Genomic DNA, 17,180 nt, shown 5'->3' on the forward strand with positions numbered 1-17,180 from the left:
TTTTGCCGTTATGCTTTGCGGCGGGCTGTGCGCGGGGCACTCTCGAGTGCGCCGGGTGCCTGACTTCCCGGTTGACCAACCTGCGTATAGCCCACCACCCTCGTTTGGTCACGAGGTGGTTAAGCTCACTATCAAGTCAGGAGTTTCAAGATGGTCAAGAACACCCCCAACCCTCCAAAAAAAGCCAAAGATCTCTCCGCCTACACCAGCCTCGACTCAGCAGAGCGTCGCGAAGCGGCCGATCGAGCACTAGACATCCACTTATCGCCCAACAAGCCAGCCAAGCCCGACACCCAGGACGGCCAGATCTTTACCGTGGTCAAAGGGCTCAACACCGAATCCATACTGACCACCCTCAGCGAGACCCTGGCTTGCGCTAATGCCATGGCCAACGACCTGGCCTTCGACCTGGAAGGCTCGCGGCGGCATGTAGCGTTGGGGCTTCAGCAATTGATCGAGCTAGGAACGCTACTGGCCAATCGGGCACTGGATGACATCGAGCTGCCCCAGCCTCCACGCTAGCCGCAGCACCGCAGCCCCCCGTGGCGAGGGAGCTTGCTCCCGCTGGGCCGCGAAGCGACCCCAGAGTTCCTGAACTGAAAAACGGCGTCTGCTGCGCAGCCGAGCGGGAGCAAGCTCCCTCGCCACAGGGTCATTTTTTGCTCAAGAAAGCTTCTCTACCGTACTGGCCAGAAAAACCTCGACCAACTCCCCAAGCAACCCCTCATCAAAAATCATGCTGCGATGACCCAGCGGAGAATGCACCGAACACCGCAACGCCCCCGTCAAGCTATGCTCTCGAACCAGTGCCTCGCAAAAAGCCAGCTCTTGCGGGGTTTTCTCCGCCTGTGTCCACCAGCAGCTCGGTCGAACCCTCACAGGCTTGAAAGTGAATCCCGCAAATGCCTCCAGCAACCGATCATGCACCGAGAACGCCTGGGCATTCATGACCTCTTCCTTGACGCTCTGCACGATCGACAACAGGTCGCCTCGCTCAGGCTCGATCTGTCCGGCTGCCCACTCATGGAACGCCTTGAGCGAACTGTCCGGTCGCTCCCGTCGATAAGCCGCCGTGCGCTCCGTCAGCGAAGGGAACAGCAAGTCGAAGTATTCAATTGCTTCAAGTAGATCCTGGGAGGCCGCATCGTCTTTTTCGTTACCCGCCAGATGCCGATGGCGCGGCAGTCCTGAGGGATACAGGTGTTCTGGAATCGTGCTGTCCACCAACCCGAGGAAATCAACCGTGTGCCCCTGGCTTTCCAGCATCGCCGCGATGTCGAACGCGATCGCGCCGCCGAGGGACCAGCCCATCAAGTAATACGGACCTTCAGGTTGGGCCCTGACGATTTCCTTGCTGTAGTCGGCAATCATCTCCTGCCAGGCCTCGGGGCCCGCATGGGGTTCGCTGAAGCCGCGGTGCATGATGCCGACAGTGCGCGCCCGGTTTTGCAGCTTGCGTGCCAGCGGTTGGTAGCAGAACACGATGCCGCCGCTGGGGTGCAGGCAAAACAGCTGCGGTGCGCTGGCGGGCGCGTTATTCAGGGCAACGAGGCATTGCGTCTGTTCACGGTGTTTCTGTGAGATGAACAGGGCCAACTCGGCGATGGTCGGGTTGGCCAGCAACTCTTGCAGACGCACGGTGATGTTCAGGTTCGCCTTGAGCTTGGCGATCAGCTCGATCGCCAGGATCGAATGCCCGCCCAGTTCAAAGAAACTGTCGCTGATACCCACGCGCTCGGCTTTGAGGGACTGCCGCCAGAGTTGCGCCAACGCCTGCTCCAACGGCGTGCGGGGCGCCACGTGGTTCGAATGCCGAAGCGTGAGGTCGGGTTCGGGCAAGGCCTTGCGGTCGAGCTTGCCGTTGGCGTTGAGCGGCAGGTGATCGATGAACAACAGATGGCTGGGCACCATGTAATCCGGCAGATGCGCCTTGAGCGCGATCAGCAGGTTATCCCGCAGTTCGACCGTGGCCGGTTGTGTCGGGATGACGTAAGCGATCAATTGCAGGCCGCCCGGGCCGTCGTGGGTCAGCACCACGCCCTCGCGCACGCCCGGCAGTACTTGCAGGCGCGCCTGGATCTCGCCCAGTTCAATGCGGAAGCCGCGGATCTTGACCTGGTGATCCAGGCGCCCGATGTATTCAATGCTGCCGTCGCTGAGGTAGCGGGCCAGGTCCCCGGTGCGGTACAGGCGTCCACCTGGCGATGGGTCGAACGGGTCGGGAATGAAACGGCTGGCGGTGAGGTCGGCACGCTGGTGATAACCACGGGCCAGGCCGGCGCGCCCAATATACAGCTCACCGCTGCACCCCTTGGCCACCGGGTTCAGGTGCGCATCGAGCAGATACCAGGACAGGTCGACGATGGGCTCGCCGATGGGGCTCGCGGCTTCGCCGTGCAAGTCCGCCATCGACAGTGGTCGCCAGGTGACATGGACGGTGGTTTCGGTGATGCCATACATGTTGATCAATTGTGGCGCCTGATCGCCGAAACGTTCGAACCAGGGGCGCAGACTGTGCACATCAACTGCTTCGCCGCCGAAAATCACCTGCCGCAACCGATGGATGAGGGGCTGTCCAGGCTTACATGCAACTCGCAGCAACGACTTGAACGCCGAAGGCGTCTGGTTGAGCACCGTGACTTTTTGCTGGCAGAGCAGGGCGTAGAAATCCTCTGGCGACCGGCTCACGGCGTGGGACACGATGACCAGCCGCCCCCCGTGCAGCAGCGCGCCAAAAATCTCCCACACGGAAAAATCGAAGGCATAGGAATGAAACAGGCACCACACGTCCCGGTGGTCGAAACCGAACCACTGTTCAGTGGCCTGGAACAGGCGGTTGACGTTGTGGTGCGCGAGCAGCGCGCCTTTGGGCTTGCCGGTCGAACCGGAGGTGTAGATCACATACGCCAGGTTGTCCGGATCCATTGGCACATCGGGATTGTGCTCAGGCCAGGCGTTGTCGGCATCGCTCGTATCCAGCAGCAGGCAGTCGATGTCGGCCGGCAACGCCAGCGATTCAAGCAGATGGGCCTGAGTCAGGATCTGCCTGACGCCGCTGTCCTGGATCATGTAGGTCAGTCGGTCGGCCGGGTAGGCCGGGTCCAGCGGCACGTAGGCGCCACCGGCCTTGAGAATCGCCAGCAGGCCGATGATCATTTGCGGCGTCCGCTCCACGGCGATGCCCACCAGCACATCGGGGCCGACGCCTTGCTCGATCAATCGATGGGCCAATCGGTTAGCGTGGCGGTTAAGCTCGGCATAGCTCATGTGCTGCCCGTCGAACGTTAGCGCTATCGCCTCACCTGTGTTGGCGGCATGGGTTTCGATCATGCGATGCAGGCATTCTTCGCTATGCAGCCGGGTGGGTTGGCGGTTCCAGTCGTCCAGGGTCAGCCGCCGTTCTTCGGCGCTCAATAATTGCAATTCGCCGAGGGCGCGTTCGGGCGTCTCGATCAGCCCCCGCAACAGGTTCTGCCAATGCTCGGCCATGCGCTCGATGGTGTCCGCGCGGTACAGGTCACGGCTGTACTCGAACGTCGCGAGTATCTGCTGCTGTGAATAGTCGACATCCAGTGACACATCGAACTTGGCCTGGCCTTCACCGGTGTCGAGGAACTCCAGCGTCAGTAGATCCAGGCTTGGCAGCGATGCCGTCCGTGACCCGGTGCGCCAGTTGAACAGGACCTTGAACAACGGGTTGGCGCCCAATTGATCCTGGATCAGTTCCAGCGGGTAATCGGCATGCTCCAGCGCGGCGAGGGATTGGCCGCGCAGCGCTCGTAGGTAATCCAATGCGCTGCGGCTCGAGTCGATCCGCGCCCGGTACACCTGGCTGCTGACGAAAAATCCAACCAACGCCTGGCTTTCATGGCTGTTGCGATTGGCGTTGGGGACACCGACGGCAAAATCGTCCTGGCGGCTGTAGCGGGCCAGCAGCAATTGCCACGCACCCAGCGCCACCACGAACGGCGTGAGCCCCTGGCGTTGGCAAAAAGCGTCCAGCGCTCGCGCCAACGACGGCGCCAGCGATACGTGCACGCGACCGGCCCTGTGTTGTTGGCTTGTGTTGCGTGGAAAGTCCTGGGGCAACTCCAGGGTGGGCAAGTCGCGGCCCAGGTACTCGCTCCAGTATTCGCCACTGCGCAGGCGGGCAGCGCTTTGCAGATAGTCGCCGCGCTGGTGGATCGCGTAATCGGCGTATTGCATCGGTAACGGTGGCAGCGCAGACGAATCACCCAGCACCGCCCGGCGGTACGCCTGGGTCATGTCCTGCATGAGGATAGTATTGGACCACGCATCGGAAACGATGTGATGCATGTTGAGCAGCAGCACATGTTCGGTACGGCTCAATCTCAGCAACGTGGCCCGTATTAGCGGCGCCTGGGTGAGATCGAACGGTTGCCGGGCGTGTTGCTCGATGCGCTGCGAAAGTGCCGGCTGGTCGAGCCCGGCAAGGTCTTCGCGATGCAGGGTCAGGCAGGCGCTGCGCTCGATTACCTGAGTGGCGGCGCCGTCGATTTCAATGAACGCGGTGCGCAGGATGTCGTGTCGATCAATGACGCGGTTCAGGGTGTCTTCCAAGGCATCGGCGTTCAGTTCGCCGCTCAGGCGCAAGGCCCGTGGCAGGTTGTAGGCCGAACGGGTCGGGTCCCGCTGCTGCTCCAGCCACAAGCGTTGCTGGGCGAAAGACAGGGGCGCGCGATCCGGCCTGCCGCGGCTGGCCAGGGCGTGCCTGTCATCGGCGACCTCATCGAGCAACAGCGCCAACAGATCATCATCTAGCAGTTCGTTCATGGTGTTCTCGCGGTAAAACAGCATTGGCGTCGGGCAGGCTCAGGCGAAGGCTGCCGGGACCTTTTCACTCACCACCCGGCCGGCCTGCATTCGCACCAGTTGATCGGCGATGTCGAAGTAACGATCGTCGTGGGAAATGACGATGATGGTTTTGCCCAGGGCCTTCAGCTCCGGCAGCAGTTCGGTGTAGAACACGCGCCGGAACACCGGGTCCTGGTCGGCGGCCCATTCGTCGAAGACCAGCACGGGACGTTCTTCCAGCCAGGCATTGAGCAGGGCCAGGCGCTTGCGCTGCCCGGTGGAAAGATCGGTGGTGCTGAAAGCGCCGTCGCGAATGCTGACTTTATGGGCGATCTCCAGGCGATCCAGGTAGCGGTTGGCATCCCCGGGTACGTTTTGATCGCCCTGCACCAGTTCATCGAACAAGTAATAGTCGGCGAAGATGGTGGTGAAAAGCTGGCGATAATCGTCACGTCGCGCCGCCGATACCGGCTCGCCATCCAGGAGAATTTCGCCGCCCTGGGGCGCATAAAGGCCCAGCAGCAATTTGATCAGCGTGGTCTTGCCGCCGCCGTTCTCACCGACGATAAACACAATGTCGCCCTGGGCGATGGTCAGGTTGACCGGTCCAAGGGCGAAGGGCTGGGTGCCGTCGACCGCGGGGAAGGCGTAATGCACGTCACGCAATTCGAGCCGCTGAATTGTCGGCTTGGGGACGCTTTTGTCGTTGAGCAGCAGGTGCGGTTCCGGCGAGGAAAACTGCTCGGCCAATTCGGCAATGCGCTTGAAGGCGATGTTGGCGCGGCTGATCACCGGCAACGTCATCACCAGGTATTCCAACGGCCCCTTCATGTACAGCAACACCAGCACGAAACCGCTGAGCACCGCTTTGTCGGTGCCCAGCCACAGTGATTGCAGGGCCAGGACCAGGCCGATGACCACGAAAAAAAGCATCGAGCCGAAGGTCTTGGCGACCACGAAGGTATTGACCGCGCGGATGTTGGTGTCGCAGATCTGCTCGGCGGTGGCTTCGATGCGCTGGCTGAACATGCGCTGGCGGCGCGGGCGGTGGATGCGCAGCTCCTTGGCGCCCGCGGCGATGGCGCTGTAGTGCTTTTGCAGGGCGTCTTCGGCCTCGCGGGCGGCTTCGAAACCACGAATGCCACGAGCGCGCGCCACGTACTGGATGACCGTGCCGATCACCAGCGCCACCAACAGCAGCGCAAACATCGGCAACGACAGGTAGGCCAGGTAGCCCAGGCAACCGAGGGTGACGGTAAAGGCAATCGCCAGCGGTGCGAAGGAAAACGCGAAGTTGCTGACCATGTTGACGTCGTGGGTCAGGATCGGGATCAGCCGATGACTGCGGAACCGCTCGATCTGCTCGATGGGCGCCAGCAGGACTTTCTGGCCGAGGGATTTGCGCAGGCTGGCGATGATGTTCTGGCCGACGTGGTTGGTGCCGATGTCCGACAGGATCGAGGTCAGCAGCGCTGCCACGCACAGGCCGGCAAAGGTCGCCAACACTTGGGGGGTGGGCCCCGCATCGGCGTTCAAGGCGCCGTTGATGGTTGCCAGCAGGGCCGTGATGCTCAAGCCACCCAGCATGCCCAGGAGAATGGAGCCTGCGACAATCAGCCGGAAGGGTTTGAGCAGAATGAACAGCTCAGTGATCACCCCGCGTTTTGGTTGGCTCATGAGGTTTCCCTGCTAGATGAAAAAAGGCAAAGGCCATCGCGGGCTTTCACCGCAAGGGCTGGAGGACAGCGGCACGCCGGTCGGGGCGCGCCCACCTATGGAACGATTGGAGGGGAAGGGGATTTAACCAGAGTCTCCTGACACACATTATTGTGGCGAGGGAGCTTGCTCCCGCTCGGTTGCGCAGCGACCGCAAAATCTAGGGGCCGCTTCGCAGCCCAGCGGGAGCAAGCTCCCTCGCCACAAAAAGCGGATCTTCAGATGGTCCGGTTGAGCTACATATCCCGGGCGACCCGAAACCCCAGCCAGTCACCGCGGGCATCGGAAAACACCGCATTGCGATTGCCCGAACGGGAAAAAACCGGCGCTTCGCCCCAGTCGTTGCCGCGGATGCGTCGCACCTTGCAGTTGCCCACCGGCGCGGCGCTGCCGTCGCTCGGCGCATCGGTGTAGTTTTCGTTGAAACAATCGGCGGTCCATTCGTAGACGTTACCGTGCATGTCGTACACGCCAAAGGCGTTGGGCGCGAAGCTGCCGGCCGGCGCTGTGAAGTTGAAGCCGTCGGCGGCGCCATAGGTATTGGCGTGCTGGGCGATGCTGTAGTCCTTGCCTTCGTCGAATGGGAAGGGGAATGGGCCGTTGCTGCCACCACGTGCGGCGTATTCGCGCAGGGATTCACTGACCAATCGGTACGGCTTACCGGTCTTCTTCGAAAGCCACGCCACGTAGGCAGTGGCCTCTTGGAAGTTCATGCACACCGCCGGGTGCCGGTCGGTGTATTGCTTGCGCGGGTCGCTGCCCTGGTAGTCCGGCACGCCGGCCCGGCACGCGCGGCCGGGGCGCTTGTCGCCGTCGGGCATCACGTAGCCGGTATCGCGCAGGTAGGCGAACCATTCACCCTTGAGCACCTGGAAACGGCTGATCGCAACGGGCTTGGCGAACGTCACCGGGTGCAGCGGGCCTTCGTCGGGCTCGCGGCCCACTTCGTCTTCCGGGGTGCCCATCTGGAAGGTGCCGGTGGGCAGCACGACCATTTCCGGGCAGTCCTTGCAGTCGCGAAACACCTGGCCCGGTTGCGAGGCCTGGGCATCGGAGGGCAGCAGGGCGGCGAGGGCCAACGCCGGGAGTGTCTTCAATAAAAAGCGGTTCATCGATTGCTCTCGATCAGTCATCAGAGTGTTTTGCCCAACAGCGCCAGGAAGCGATCAATCTCGGCTTCGGTGTTGAGCAGCCCCGGCGCGGTGCGGATCACCGGTCCGGCATCGCGGTGCACGGCATCGGCGACCACGCGGTTTTGCATCAGGTAGGCGGCGATCTCGTCGCTCTTGCGATCCTTGACCCGGAAGAAAGTGAAGCCAGCGGACAGTTCTGGGCTCAGCGGCGTCACCAGCTCGACCTGCGGCAACGCGAGTAGGTGTTTTTTCAGGTAAGTGTTGAGCGCGTGGATACGCGCCTGCACCTCGGCCTTGCCCAGTTGCAGGTGCAGCTTGAACGCTTCGTCCGCCGCCCAGCGATGCTCGAAGGCGTGGTAGCCGCCCGGGGTCATGGTGGTGGAAAACGCCGTGGCTTCGGAGAAGGTCGGGATGATCGGCGTGACGTACCTGACCTCTTCGCTGCGGCTGCACACCACGCCGGTGCCCCGTGGGCCGAACATCCACTTGTGGGTGCCGGCGATGAAAAAGTCGCAATTCATCGCCGGGAAACTCAAATCCTCGACGCCGAAACCGTGCACGCCGTCCACCACGTACACGATGCGCTGTTCATCGCTGCGGCCCTGGTTGTGCTTGTCCACCAGGGCGCCGATCTTGCCGATGGGCAGCTTGACGCCGCTGCCTGAGTGCACCCAGGTCATGCCCAGCACGCGGGTTTCGGGACGGATGTTGCGGTCGATGGCCGTGAGGATTTGCGCCTCGCTGACGCCATGGGCGTTCTCGAACAGCTTGATCTTGCGCACCCGTGTTCCGTCCCGTTGCTTGCGCAGATCGAGAATGGTGTGGGTGGCGTAGTGTTCGTGGGCGGTGGTGAGGATTTCCTGGTCGGGCCGGACATGGACCCCGCCGTAAATCATCGCCAGGCCTTCGGTGGTGCTGCCGGTGAGGGCGATCTGCTTCGGGTTCGCTTGCAGGTAGCGACCGGCCCAGGTCCGCACGTTTTCTTCGCACGCTTCGGTGACGCCCAAGTCCCAGTCCATCAACAGCCCGGGGTTTTTATCCAGGGCGGCGCGGTGCCGCTCGATGGCCTCGCGCACCGGGCGCGGGTGGGTGGTGACCAGGAAATTGGAGAAGTGCAGGTAGTTCGGGTCCTGGTTGAACAGCGAGCGCAGCTGTGCCCATTTGTCCCGGGACAGCGGCGGCGGAGAGTCGGCCGCGGCACTCGAAGGCAGGTTTGCGGCCAATGGCAGGCCGGCGGCGACAATCCCGGCGTGCTTGAGGAAGGCGCGGCGCTCGATCATGGCTGAGCGGCCTTCTGCGCCGAGGCGATGGCAGGGCGGGCGGCCTTCTGCACCTGATCCCAGACCCGCAGGAAATTGCCGCCCCACAGCTTGGCGATGTCGGCTTCGGAGTAACCGCGGGTCAGCAGTTCGGCGGTGACGTTGCGGATGTCGCTGACGTTCTGCCAGCCTTTCACGCCGCCACCTTCGTTGAAGTCCGAACTGATGCCGACGTGGTCGATGCCGATCTTGCGCACGGCATAGTCGATGGCATCGCCCAGGTCCTTGAGGCTGGCCTTGGGTTCCTCGTCGAGAATGCCGTAGAGCTGGCCGGCGTATTCGCCGAACTTCTGTTCCGGCCATGCGGCGATGATCGGGTCGCCGGGCATCAAGGCCATCGCCAGGTTGGGCAGTGGCGGCAGGTCGAAGCGCTCGCGCAGGGCATTGAGTTTGTCCTGGGTTTTTTGCGTCAGCGGGCGCAGGTACTGGGAAAAACCAACGATCTGCACGACGCCGCCGCTGGCCTTGATCAGCTGCATTTCCTTGTCGCTGAGGTTACGCGGGATGTCCACCATCGCCCGTGGCGCGGAGTGGGACGCCACCAGCGGCGTGCGGCTCAGTTGCGCGACTTGTTCCAGGGCCAGGGTCGACATCTGCGACACGTCGATGATCACGCCCAGGTCGTTCAAGCGCGTCACCGCTTGCTTGCCGATGTCCGATAGGCCGCCAAGGGCGTCGGGCGAGTCGTTGAAGAACGGCAGCGGGCGCGAGGAGTCGGCCCAGTCGTTGTTGCCGATGTAGCTGAAGCCGAACATGCGCATGCCCCGCGCCGTCCATAGGTCCAGCAGGCTCAGGTCATGGCCCAGGGGATACGCGTTGAGCATGCTGATGAAAATCGCGAACTTGCCTTCGCCATGCAGGCGCCGGAAATCGTCCGGGGTGTAGGCGATGGCGACCTGGTTGGGGAAGTCCCGGACCATGCCGGTGATGATCCTGTAGCGCACCTCTTGCTGGTTGCGCGCTTCCTCGACGAACCCGGCGGTGGGCTTGTGTGGCGCGTTGGGCCCGTTCCACAGTTCGGGCCAGCCGAAGATCGTCAGCGCGGCGCCGGAGAGGCGGCCGCGATTGGCTTTCACCAGGTCGAACTGGCCCTCGCCGTCCTTGTCCGCTTCGTTGCCGGCGGTGCCGAAATCCAGCGGCACGGTGATGTGGCTGTCGAAGGACAGCAGGCGTTCGTGCAGCTCGCGCGCTTCTTTCATCACCTTGACCGGGTAGCCGGGGTTGTCCCGCCACCAATGGTCCCAGGCCGCGACGCCAGCCCCGACGACCAGCGCCAGGGCCAGGGGCACGCCGGTGAAAAGAGCCTTTTTCGAACGTGGTGTTGTCATTGCCGATCTCAGTCTGGTTCGCCTTGGAAGGACAGGCGCGGGGGCCTTTGCTATCTGGGGGGAACGAGTGATCGGGCGGGAAATTTAGGTGTTCTCAAGGGCCTCTTCGCGAGCAGGCTCGCTCCCACAGAGGATCGCGTTCCCATGTGGGAGCGAGCCTGCTCGCGAAGGCGGCCTCATGGCTGCCTATAAATTTGTCGCCCCAGCCATCGTTCTAGCTTGGATAAAGCCCACCCCAGGGCGAATACAGGTAAGGCAATGACGATTTCTCGACGATGGTTCATGGCAGGCCTGGCGCTGACCGGTGCCGCCGTGCCTGCGGTGTACTACGGGCATCGCGAACTGACCCGGCCGGACCCGACCATCACACCCGGCGAAGCTTCCTTCGATGTGGCGGACGTCGCCGGACAGCGGCGGGCGAACACGTTGCGGGGAATCTGGACGATCCGTTTCAGCGGGCGCGATGCCGGCCTCGACGGCTTGCCGGGCGACAATCTGGAGATGTTTCTCGACATCGCCCACAAGGGCCGTGGCCTGGTGGGTTACCTCGACATCGCCGAACGCCTGCGCGGTGGAGATGAACCGCGTTATCGGGTGCTGGGCGACCTGGCCGGCAGCGACCCAAAGCAATTGAGCTGGCGATTGATCGGTGCCGGGCATGGCACGCCAGACTACGAATTCATCATGACCCTGGACGAAGTCTGGGCCGGTTTCGGCAACGCCGGCACGGCCACCCTCAGCGGCCGGGTGTTGCGGTTGGATCGCCCTTTGGCGTTGCCGGAGCTCGACAATCAGTTCGTCGCCGTCAAACAGCGGTTCCCCGAAGCCCGGGAACGTACGCCGCTGAGCCCGAAGTTGCTGGACTGGCTGGTGTCGCCCGAGCACCGGCTGTTCCATCAACTCTGGCATGCCACGCGAGACAAATGGCACACCCTCGACGAAGACAAGCGCGACGCCCTGCGTGGCATCGGCTGGCAACCCGGGCCGCGGGACAACGAACGTGATGCTCGCGGGCCGCGCAAAGATCGCAACGGCTCGGGCGTGGATTTCTTCTTCATGCACCGGCATATGCTCGGCACGGCGCGTTCTTTCCAGCCGTTGCCGTCATGGCCACGTTTTCCATTGCCGCAACCCGAGTTGGAGCGTGATCGCCTGGGCTTTGCCCGGTATTTCGACAACGTCGACGGGACGGCACTGCCACCAACGTGGCTCGCCCGTGGTGACGAGCAATACGCCCAATGGGTCAGCGACATCAAGACCGCCGAGACCTATCACAGCAATTTCCAGGTCTGGGAATCCCGTTACCGCGACCCGCGCTATTTATCCAAACTGACCCTGGGCCAGTTCGGTTCGGAAGTGGAATTGGGGCTGCATGACTGGCTGCATATGCGCTGGGCCTCGGTGCCGCGAGATCCGTCAAACGGCCATCCGGTGCCATTCGCCCGTGATCAGGCCGACTTCGCCCAGCGCTGGTTCGAACCGGAAAACGACTTTTTAGGCGATCCGTTTTCCTCCCATGTAAACCCGGTGTTCTGGGCTTTTCACGGCTGGATCGACGATCGCCTCGAAGACTGGTTTCGCACCCACGAACGCTTTCATCCGGGAGAAGTGAGCCGGCTCGAAGTCAACGGCGTGTCCTGGTTCGCCCCGGGCCGCTGGGTCGAAATCGCCGACCCCTGGCTCGGCCCGGACACCCATGGCTGCAGCACCACGCCGGGTTTGCAGGTCGGGCGCTCGGTGGAGATGGACCCGGAAACCATGAAGTTGGCGTTGCGTATTACGTTTGGCAGTGATGACGACAAGCTGGCTCAACTGTTTCGCCGCGTACCGCAGAGGCCTTGGTATGCGCGCAATCTCAAGGCCAAGGTGGTGTGAGCCCAGGCTCGAACCGACCGAACCTGGGGCCGTGTGCAATGACTGCTTTTGTGGCGAGGGAGCTTGCTCCCGCTGGGCTGCGAAGCGCCCCAATGACGAGCGCCTCTGTGGGTCAGGTGTTTTGAGGCGGCTGGTTCTGGGGCTGCTGCGCAGCCCAGCGGGAGCAAGCTCCCTCGCCACGATGGTGCTCCTCTTCAGATCTGCTTCACCCGCCAACCCCCACCCAACGCCTTGTACAACGCCACGCTCGCCTGCACCCGCGCCAGTCGCAACTGCACGTTCATGTCCTGGGCGGCGAAGAGGGTACGTTGGGTTTCCAGTACCGTGAGTAAATCTTCAGCGCCGGCCTGGTAGCGGCGTTGGGCAATGTCGAAGGCAGTCTGGGCCTGGTGCAGTTCTTCGCTTTGCCATTGCCGTTGGCGGTCCAGGCCGTGGATGCCGTTCAGGGCTTTTTCGACGTCGGCGAAGCCGTTGATGATGGCGGCGCGGTAGGCCTCCAGCAGTTCTTCCTGGCGCGCGGTAGCCCGGGCTCGCTCAGCCTTCAGGCGACCATTGTTGAAGATTGGCGCGGCCAGCCCGGCGCCGAGGTTGTAGACGTTGTTGCGCAGCAACTGGTCGGCGATGTCGGCGCCGGTGGCCAGGCTCAGGCCGAGGGTGGCGGAGGGCAGCATGGCGGCGCGGGCGACAGTGATGTCGGCCTGGGCGGCGGCAAGGCGCGCTTCGGCGGCGGCGATGTCGGGGCGGCGCAGCAGCAGATCGCTGGGCACGCCGGCATCGATGGCGGGCCAGCGCAATGCGTCGAATGGTTCATCGTCGAGTTGCAGCGATTGCACCGGTTCGCCCAACAATGCCGCGAGGGTGATCAACGCCTCGCGGGCCTGTTGCTGCACTTGCGGCAGGCGGCGTTCCTGGGCCGCCACCAGGCTCTTTTGTTGAGACAGTTCCAGGGCCGTGGCGCTGCCCGCGTCGTAGCGAGTCTGCACCAGGTCCAGCACACTGCGGGCGTTGCCCAAGTTCAATTCGGCGATGCGCTGTTGCTCGCGCAGGGACAACGCCTGGGTGTAGCTGTTGGCGACGCCGCTGAGCAGGGTCAGCTCCACGGTCGCGCGGTCGGATTGGCTGGCCGACAGCGTGCTCAGCGCACTGTCCCGGGCCGCCCGTTTACCGCCCCAGAAATCCAGCTCATAAGTGGCGCTGAGGTTGGCGTCGTAGTAATCGATGGTGCGGTTGTCCCGATCCACGTCCAACTGGCTATAGCCCTGGCCCCGCAGCAATTGCTGGCGATTGCCGTTGAGCCCGGCGGTGATTTCCGGCAGCAACGGCGCCCCGGCGATCACCGCGCTGGCCTGGGCCTGGCGAACCCGAGCCATCGCGGCGGCCAGGTCGTGGCTGTCCCGACGCGCCTGTTCGATCAAGCGGTTCAATGACGGGCTGGCGAACTGCGTCCACCATTGTTGGTTATCCGCTCGGACACCGGGCGTATCGAGGCTCTGCCAGGCTGCGGGCGGTTGGATGCCGCTGTCCGGTGCCGACACCGGCGTGGCGCAGGCCACCAGCATCAGGCTGGCGGCCAGGAGAGTCAGGTGCGCTTTCATAAGGAGGGGTTCATTCACTGGTGAGGGCCGCGACCGGGTCGAGGCGGGCGGCCTTGCGGGCGGGCATGAAACCGAAGACGACGCCGGTGACCAGGGCGCAGCCGAAGGCGCCGAACACCGCCAGCCATTCGAAGGCCACGGCGATCTTGCCCAGCAGCAGGCCGCCGCCCATCAGCAGGGCCAGGCCGATACCGGCCAGCCCGCCGACCACCGAGAGCATCACCGCTTCGGTGAGAAACTGGCGCAGGATGTCCCGCTGGCGGGCGCCGGTGGCCATGCGGATGCCGATCTCCCGGGTCCGTTCGCGCACGGTCATGAGCATGATGTTCATCACGCCAATGCCACCCACCAACAGCGAAATCGCCGCAATGGCCCCAAGCATCAAAGACAGCGTGCCTTGGGTGCGAGCTTCGGCCTGGATCATCGCGGCGTTGTTGGTCAGCTCGAAATCCCGCTTGCCGTCGTGCAGGCGCGACAGGGTACGGGAGACCGCCTGCTCGGCCTCCTTGACCTTGCCCGCATCCCGGGCGGCGATCACCACGTACTCGGGATGACGGGTGCCGAACAGCCGAACGCTGGCGGCGGAATAAGGGATGGCGATGCGATTGTCGGCATCCGAATCCCCGGAGCTGGCGCCTTTTTCCGCGAGTACGCCGACCACCTGGAACGGCACGTTCTCGATCAGGATGTAACGGCCGATGGGGTCGGCGACGTCCTTGAGCAGTTTTTGCCGGACCTTGTGGCCGATCACCGCCACTGCCGCGGCGCCTCGTTCATCGGCGTCGCTAAAGTAGGCGCCCTCGGCCACTGGCCAATTGAAGATGATCGGGAAGTGGGTGTCGTTGCCGCCCACGTAGCTGGTGTGGTCGAGGTTGCCGAACCGCACGCTGGCGTTCTTGCCGTTGACCGGCATGATGCGTTGCACTTCGGGCAGGGCAGCGAGGGCGGCAATGTCCTGTTCGCTGATGATGCCCTTGGCGGCCCGCGGGTTGGGGGCCGTGCCGTTGAGGTAGATGATGTTCGAGCCGAAGGCGCCCATCTGGGCCATGACCTGGCGCTTGCTGCCTTCGCCCACGGCCAGCATGACCACCACCGAGGCCACGCCGATGACGATGCCGAGTAGGGTCAGGGCGGTGCGAAAGCGATTGATCCACATCACCCGCCACGCGGCCTGCACCGCGTCCACCAGCTCGCCTTTCCAGGCGCCGTTGTGTTCGCTGCCGGCACTCAGGCGTTGGCGCAGGTCCACGGCGTGCAAGGCGTTCGGATTGGCCTGCGGTGCGGCCGTAGCGGTGTCGCTGATGATCAAACCGTCGCGGATCTCGATGATGCGATTGGCCCGGGCCGCCACTTCACGATCGTGGGTGATCAGGATCACCACGTGCCCCTGGCTCGCCAGTTCGTCGAGCAACGCCATCACCTCAATCCCGCTCTGGCTGTCGAGGGCGCCGGTGGGCTCGTCGGCGAGGATGATGTGGCCGCCGTTCATCAAGGCCCGGGCAATCGACACTCGTTGCTGCTGCCCGCCGGAGAGTTGATGGGGGCGGTTGCCGGTGCGGCTGGCCAGGCCGAGGCGGTCGAGCAGGGCGCTGGCCCGGGCGTGGCGCTCGGCGGCGGAGGTGCCGGCATAGATTGCGGGCATCTCGACGTTTTCCTGGGCGGTGCCGGAAGCAATCAAATGGTAGCCCTGGAACACGAAGCCAAATGCTTCGCGCCGCAGCCAGGCCAGTTCGTCGCTGCCCAGGCCGGCGACGTCTTCGCCGGCGAAGCGGTACTCGCCACTGGTAGGACGGTCGAGGCAGCCGAGGATGTTCATCAAGGTCGATTTGCCGGAGCCGGACGCCCCGACAATCGCCAGGAACTCACCGGCATGAATGGACAGGTCGATGCCGCGCAGCACTTCCACCCGGGGGCTGTCGCCGCCGCCATAGGCCTTGCGAATGTCCCGCAGTTCGATCAGGGGCGTGTCCACTCAGCCTCCGCTTGCGCTGGATGGGCCGATCAGCACGCGCTCGCCTTCGCTCAAGCCGTCGAGGACCTGGGTGCGCAGGCGATCGCTGACGCCCGTACGGACGGTGCGCGGCTGGACATCACCATTGTCGGCGAGCACGCGTACCTGGTCGGCCTCTTGCAAGGCGGCGATGGGCACGGTCAGCACGTCCTTGGCCTGGGCGGCGACAAAAAACACTTGTGCGGTCATGTCGGCCATCAAGGCGCGGTCGGCGTTGTCCACGTCGAGTAGCACGGTATAGAGCACCACCCGCTCGCTGCCGCTGCGGCCGCCAGTGGGGCTGCCGCCCTGGCTGGCTTCCAATGGGCGCGGCGGCACGGGAAGGATCTGGCGAACGGTGCTGCTCCAGCGGCGACTGCCGCCGGCCAGGGTGGTGAAATACGCGGTCATGCCCGGCTTGACGTGGCCGATGTCGGCTTCCGAGACTTCGGCCCAGACCGTCATCGGCGACAACCGGGCGATGCGCAGGATCAACGGCGTCTGCTGCTGGGCGTTGAGGGTCTGACCTTCCCGGGCGCCGACCGCGACCACGGTGCCGCCCATGGGCGCATAAATGCGCGTATAGCCCAGTTCCGCCTCGTCGCTGCGCAGGCTGGCCTGGGCCTGGCGGATCTGGGCCTGAAACATGTCGATGCGCGCCTGGGTCGCGCGCACCTCGGCCTGGGCAGTCTGCACATCTTCTTCGCGGGTGGCGCCGCCGGCCTTGAGCTGTTGCTGGCGACGGAATTTCTGCTGCGCCAGGTCGTGCTGGGCGCGCTGTTCCTGAAGCTGGGCCTTGAGGTTCTCGATGGAAAATCGCCCGGCGTCGAGCCTGGCTTTTTGCGTGGAGGGGTCGATTTCCACCAGTAGCTGGCCTTCAGTCACTTCGTCGCCGGCTTCGACGTGGATCTTCTGGATCTGCCCGGACGCCTGGGCGCCGACGTCCACGTAGCGCCGGGGCTGCAAGGTGCCCAGGGCCGTTACGCTGTTTTCGATGTCGCCACGGGTGACCGGGACGGTGTCGAGCGGCGCGCGGTCCGGCACAACCACTTGCCACGCAGCGAAAGCCACGGCCGGAAGCAGGGCGAAGGTGAGAAGCCAGGCGCGTCGGGTAGGGCGGGGACGTTTCATGCAGGGTTCCGGCCGGTGATATCGGGCCCATCGCACGGAAGGCCGGGACGGGTGGCTGTTCTGGTAAACGAGCGTTGTGGGCGGGAATTTAACGAGGGGAACACCTGGTAGCGCTTGAACGACACCCACCCCGTGGCGAGGGAGCTTGCTCCCGCTGGGCCGCGAAGCGGCCAAAAACCTGAGTTCTCCCCCTGAAATGTGTCGCCTGCCCTGGGCCTGCTGCTCAGGCCAGCGGGAGCAAGCTACCTCGCCACAAATGCGGGTTCCGATGCCCGATG

General features: G+C 63.9%; 10 protein-coding genes. 2 read left to right on the forward strand and 8 right to left on the reverse strand.

Translation table 11 applies throughout. The annotated features are described in order from the left end of the window. Positions 1 to 150 precede the first annotated feature (150 nt). Positions 151 to 522 (forward strand): DUF6124 family protein, encoded by a 372-nt coding sequence (locus J3P90_RS08130; protein ID WP_434606950.1) that lies wholly within the window; start codon positions 151 to 153, stop codon positions 520 to 522. A 141-nt stretch (positions 523 to 663) separates the two neighbouring features. Here the strand turns inward: J3P90_RS08130 and J3P90_RS08135 are convergent, their stop codons facing one another. From J3P90_RS08135 to pvdM, 5 genes are all read right to left on the reverse strand, one after another. Continuing rightward, on the reverse strand, positions 664 to 4,794 hold the full coding sequence (locus J3P90_RS08135) for an amino acid adenylation domain-containing protein (protein WP_434676085.1): 4,131 nt from the start codon (positions 4,792 to 4,794) through the stop codon (positions 664 to 666). A gap of 39 nt (positions 4,795 to 4,833) precedes the next feature. After that, entirely contained in the window at positions 4,834 to 6,492 is a 1,659-nt protein-coding gene (locus tag J3P90_RS08140) for a cyclic peptide export ABC transporter (RefSeq protein WP_434676086.1), read from the reverse strand. A gap of 275 nt (positions 6,493 to 6,767) precedes the next feature. After that, positions 6,768 to 7,643 (reverse strand): formylglycine-generating enzyme family protein, encoded by an 876-nt coding sequence (locus tag J3P90_RS08145; protein ID WP_434676087.1) that lies wholly within the window; start codon positions 7,641 to 7,643, stop codon positions 6,768 to 6,770. A gap of 20 nt (positions 7,644 to 7,663) precedes the next feature. Beyond that, positions 7,664 to 8,944 (reverse strand): pyoverdine-tailoring periplasmic protein PvdN, encoded by a 1,281-nt coding sequence (pvdN, locus tag J3P90_RS08150; protein WP_434676088.1) that lies wholly within the window; start codon positions 8,942 to 8,944, stop codon positions 7,664 to 7,666. Next, positions 8,941 to 10,311 (reverse strand): pyoverdine-tailoring dipeptidase-like protein PvdM, encoded by a 1,371-nt coding sequence (gene pvdM / locus J3P90_RS08155; protein ID WP_434676089.1) that lies wholly within the window; start codon positions 10,309 to 10,311, stop codon positions 8,941 to 8,943. The genes pvdN and pvdM overlap by 4 nt, the downstream gene beginning before the upstream one ends. Positions 10,312 to 10,569: 258 nt before the next feature. On the opposite strand from pvdM, the gene pvdP reads away from it, so the two are divergent. Then, positions 10,570 to 12,186 (forward strand): pyoverdine maturation tyrosinase PvdP, encoded by a 1,617-nt coding sequence (pvdP, locus tag J3P90_RS08160; RefSeq protein WP_434676090.1) that lies wholly within the window; start codon positions 10,570 to 10,572, stop codon positions 12,184 to 12,186. 194 nt (positions 12,187 to 12,380) lie between these two features. On the opposite strand, the gene J3P90_RS08165 is transcribed toward pvdP, so the two are convergent. The 3 genes from J3P90_RS08165 to J3P90_RS08175 are packed head-to-tail and all read right to left on the reverse strand — an operon-like array spanning position 12,381 to position 16,902. Beyond that, the gene (locus J3P90_RS08165; RefSeq protein WP_434676091.1) at positions 12,381 to 13,781 is read right to left on the reverse strand and encodes an efflux transporter outer membrane subunit; all 1,401 of its coding nucleotides are present in this window, start codon (positions 13,779 to 13,781) and stop codon (positions 12,381 to 12,383) included. Between the two features lie 10 nt (positions 13,782 to 13,791). After that, positions 13,792 to 15,753, reverse strand: a complete 1,962-nt coding sequence (locus tag J3P90_RS08170) for a MacB family efflux pump subunit (protein WP_434676092.1) — start codon at positions 15,751 to 15,753, stop codon at positions 13,792 to 13,794. After that, complete coding sequence (locus tag J3P90_RS08175; protein WP_434676093.1) at positions 15,754 to 16,902, reverse strand: efflux RND transporter periplasmic adaptor subunit; 1,149 nt, start codon at positions 16,900 to 16,902, stop codon at positions 15,754 to 15,756. Positions 16,903 to 17,180: the final 278 nt, after the last annotated feature.

The sequence above is a fragment of the Pseudomonas sp. D3-10 genome, from assembly GCF_051132175.1.
Classification (GTDB): Bacteria; Pseudomonadota; Gammaproteobacteria; order Pseudomonadales; family Pseudomonadaceae; genus Aquipseudomonas.

What these genes read in the sequence shown, in the direction of transcription:
- pvdP (WP_434676090.1), top strand. Translation starts at nt 10,570, where the DNA reads ATGACGATTTCTCGACGATGGTTCATGGCAGGCCTGGCGCTGACCGGT.
- J3P90_RS08145 (WP_434676087.1), bottom strand. Translation starts at nt 7,643, where the DNA reads ATGAACCGCTTTTTATTGAAGACACTCCCGGCGTTGGCCCTCGCCGCC.
- J3P90_RS08135 (WP_434676085.1), bottom strand. Translation starts at nt 4,794, where the DNA reads ATGAACGAACTGCTAGATGATGATCTGTTGGCGCTGTTGCTCGATGAG.
- pvdN (WP_434676088.1), bottom strand. Translation starts at nt 8,944, where the DNA reads ATGATCGAGCGCCGCGCCTTCCTCAAGCACGCCGGGATTGTCGCCGCC.
- J3P90_RS08130 (WP_434606950.1), top strand. Translation starts at nt 151, where the DNA reads ATGGTCAAGAACACCCCCAACCCTCCAAAAAAAGCCAAAGATCTCTCC.
- pvdM (WP_434676089.1), bottom strand. Translation starts at nt 10,311, where the DNA reads ATGACAACACCACGTTCGAAAAAGGCTCTTTTCACCGGCGTGCCCCTG.
- J3P90_RS08175 (WP_434676093.1), bottom strand. Translation starts at nt 16,902, where the DNA reads ATGAAACGTCCCCGCCCTACCCGACGCGCCTGGCTTCTCACCTTCGCC.
- J3P90_RS08140 (WP_434676086.1), bottom strand. Translation starts at nt 6,492, where the DNA reads ATGAGCCAACCAAAACGCGGGGTGATCACTGAGCTGTTCATTCTGCTC.
- J3P90_RS08165 (WP_434676091.1), bottom strand. Translation starts at nt 13,781, where the DNA reads ATGAAAGCGCACCTGACTCTCCTGGCCGCCAGCCTGATGCTGGTGGCC.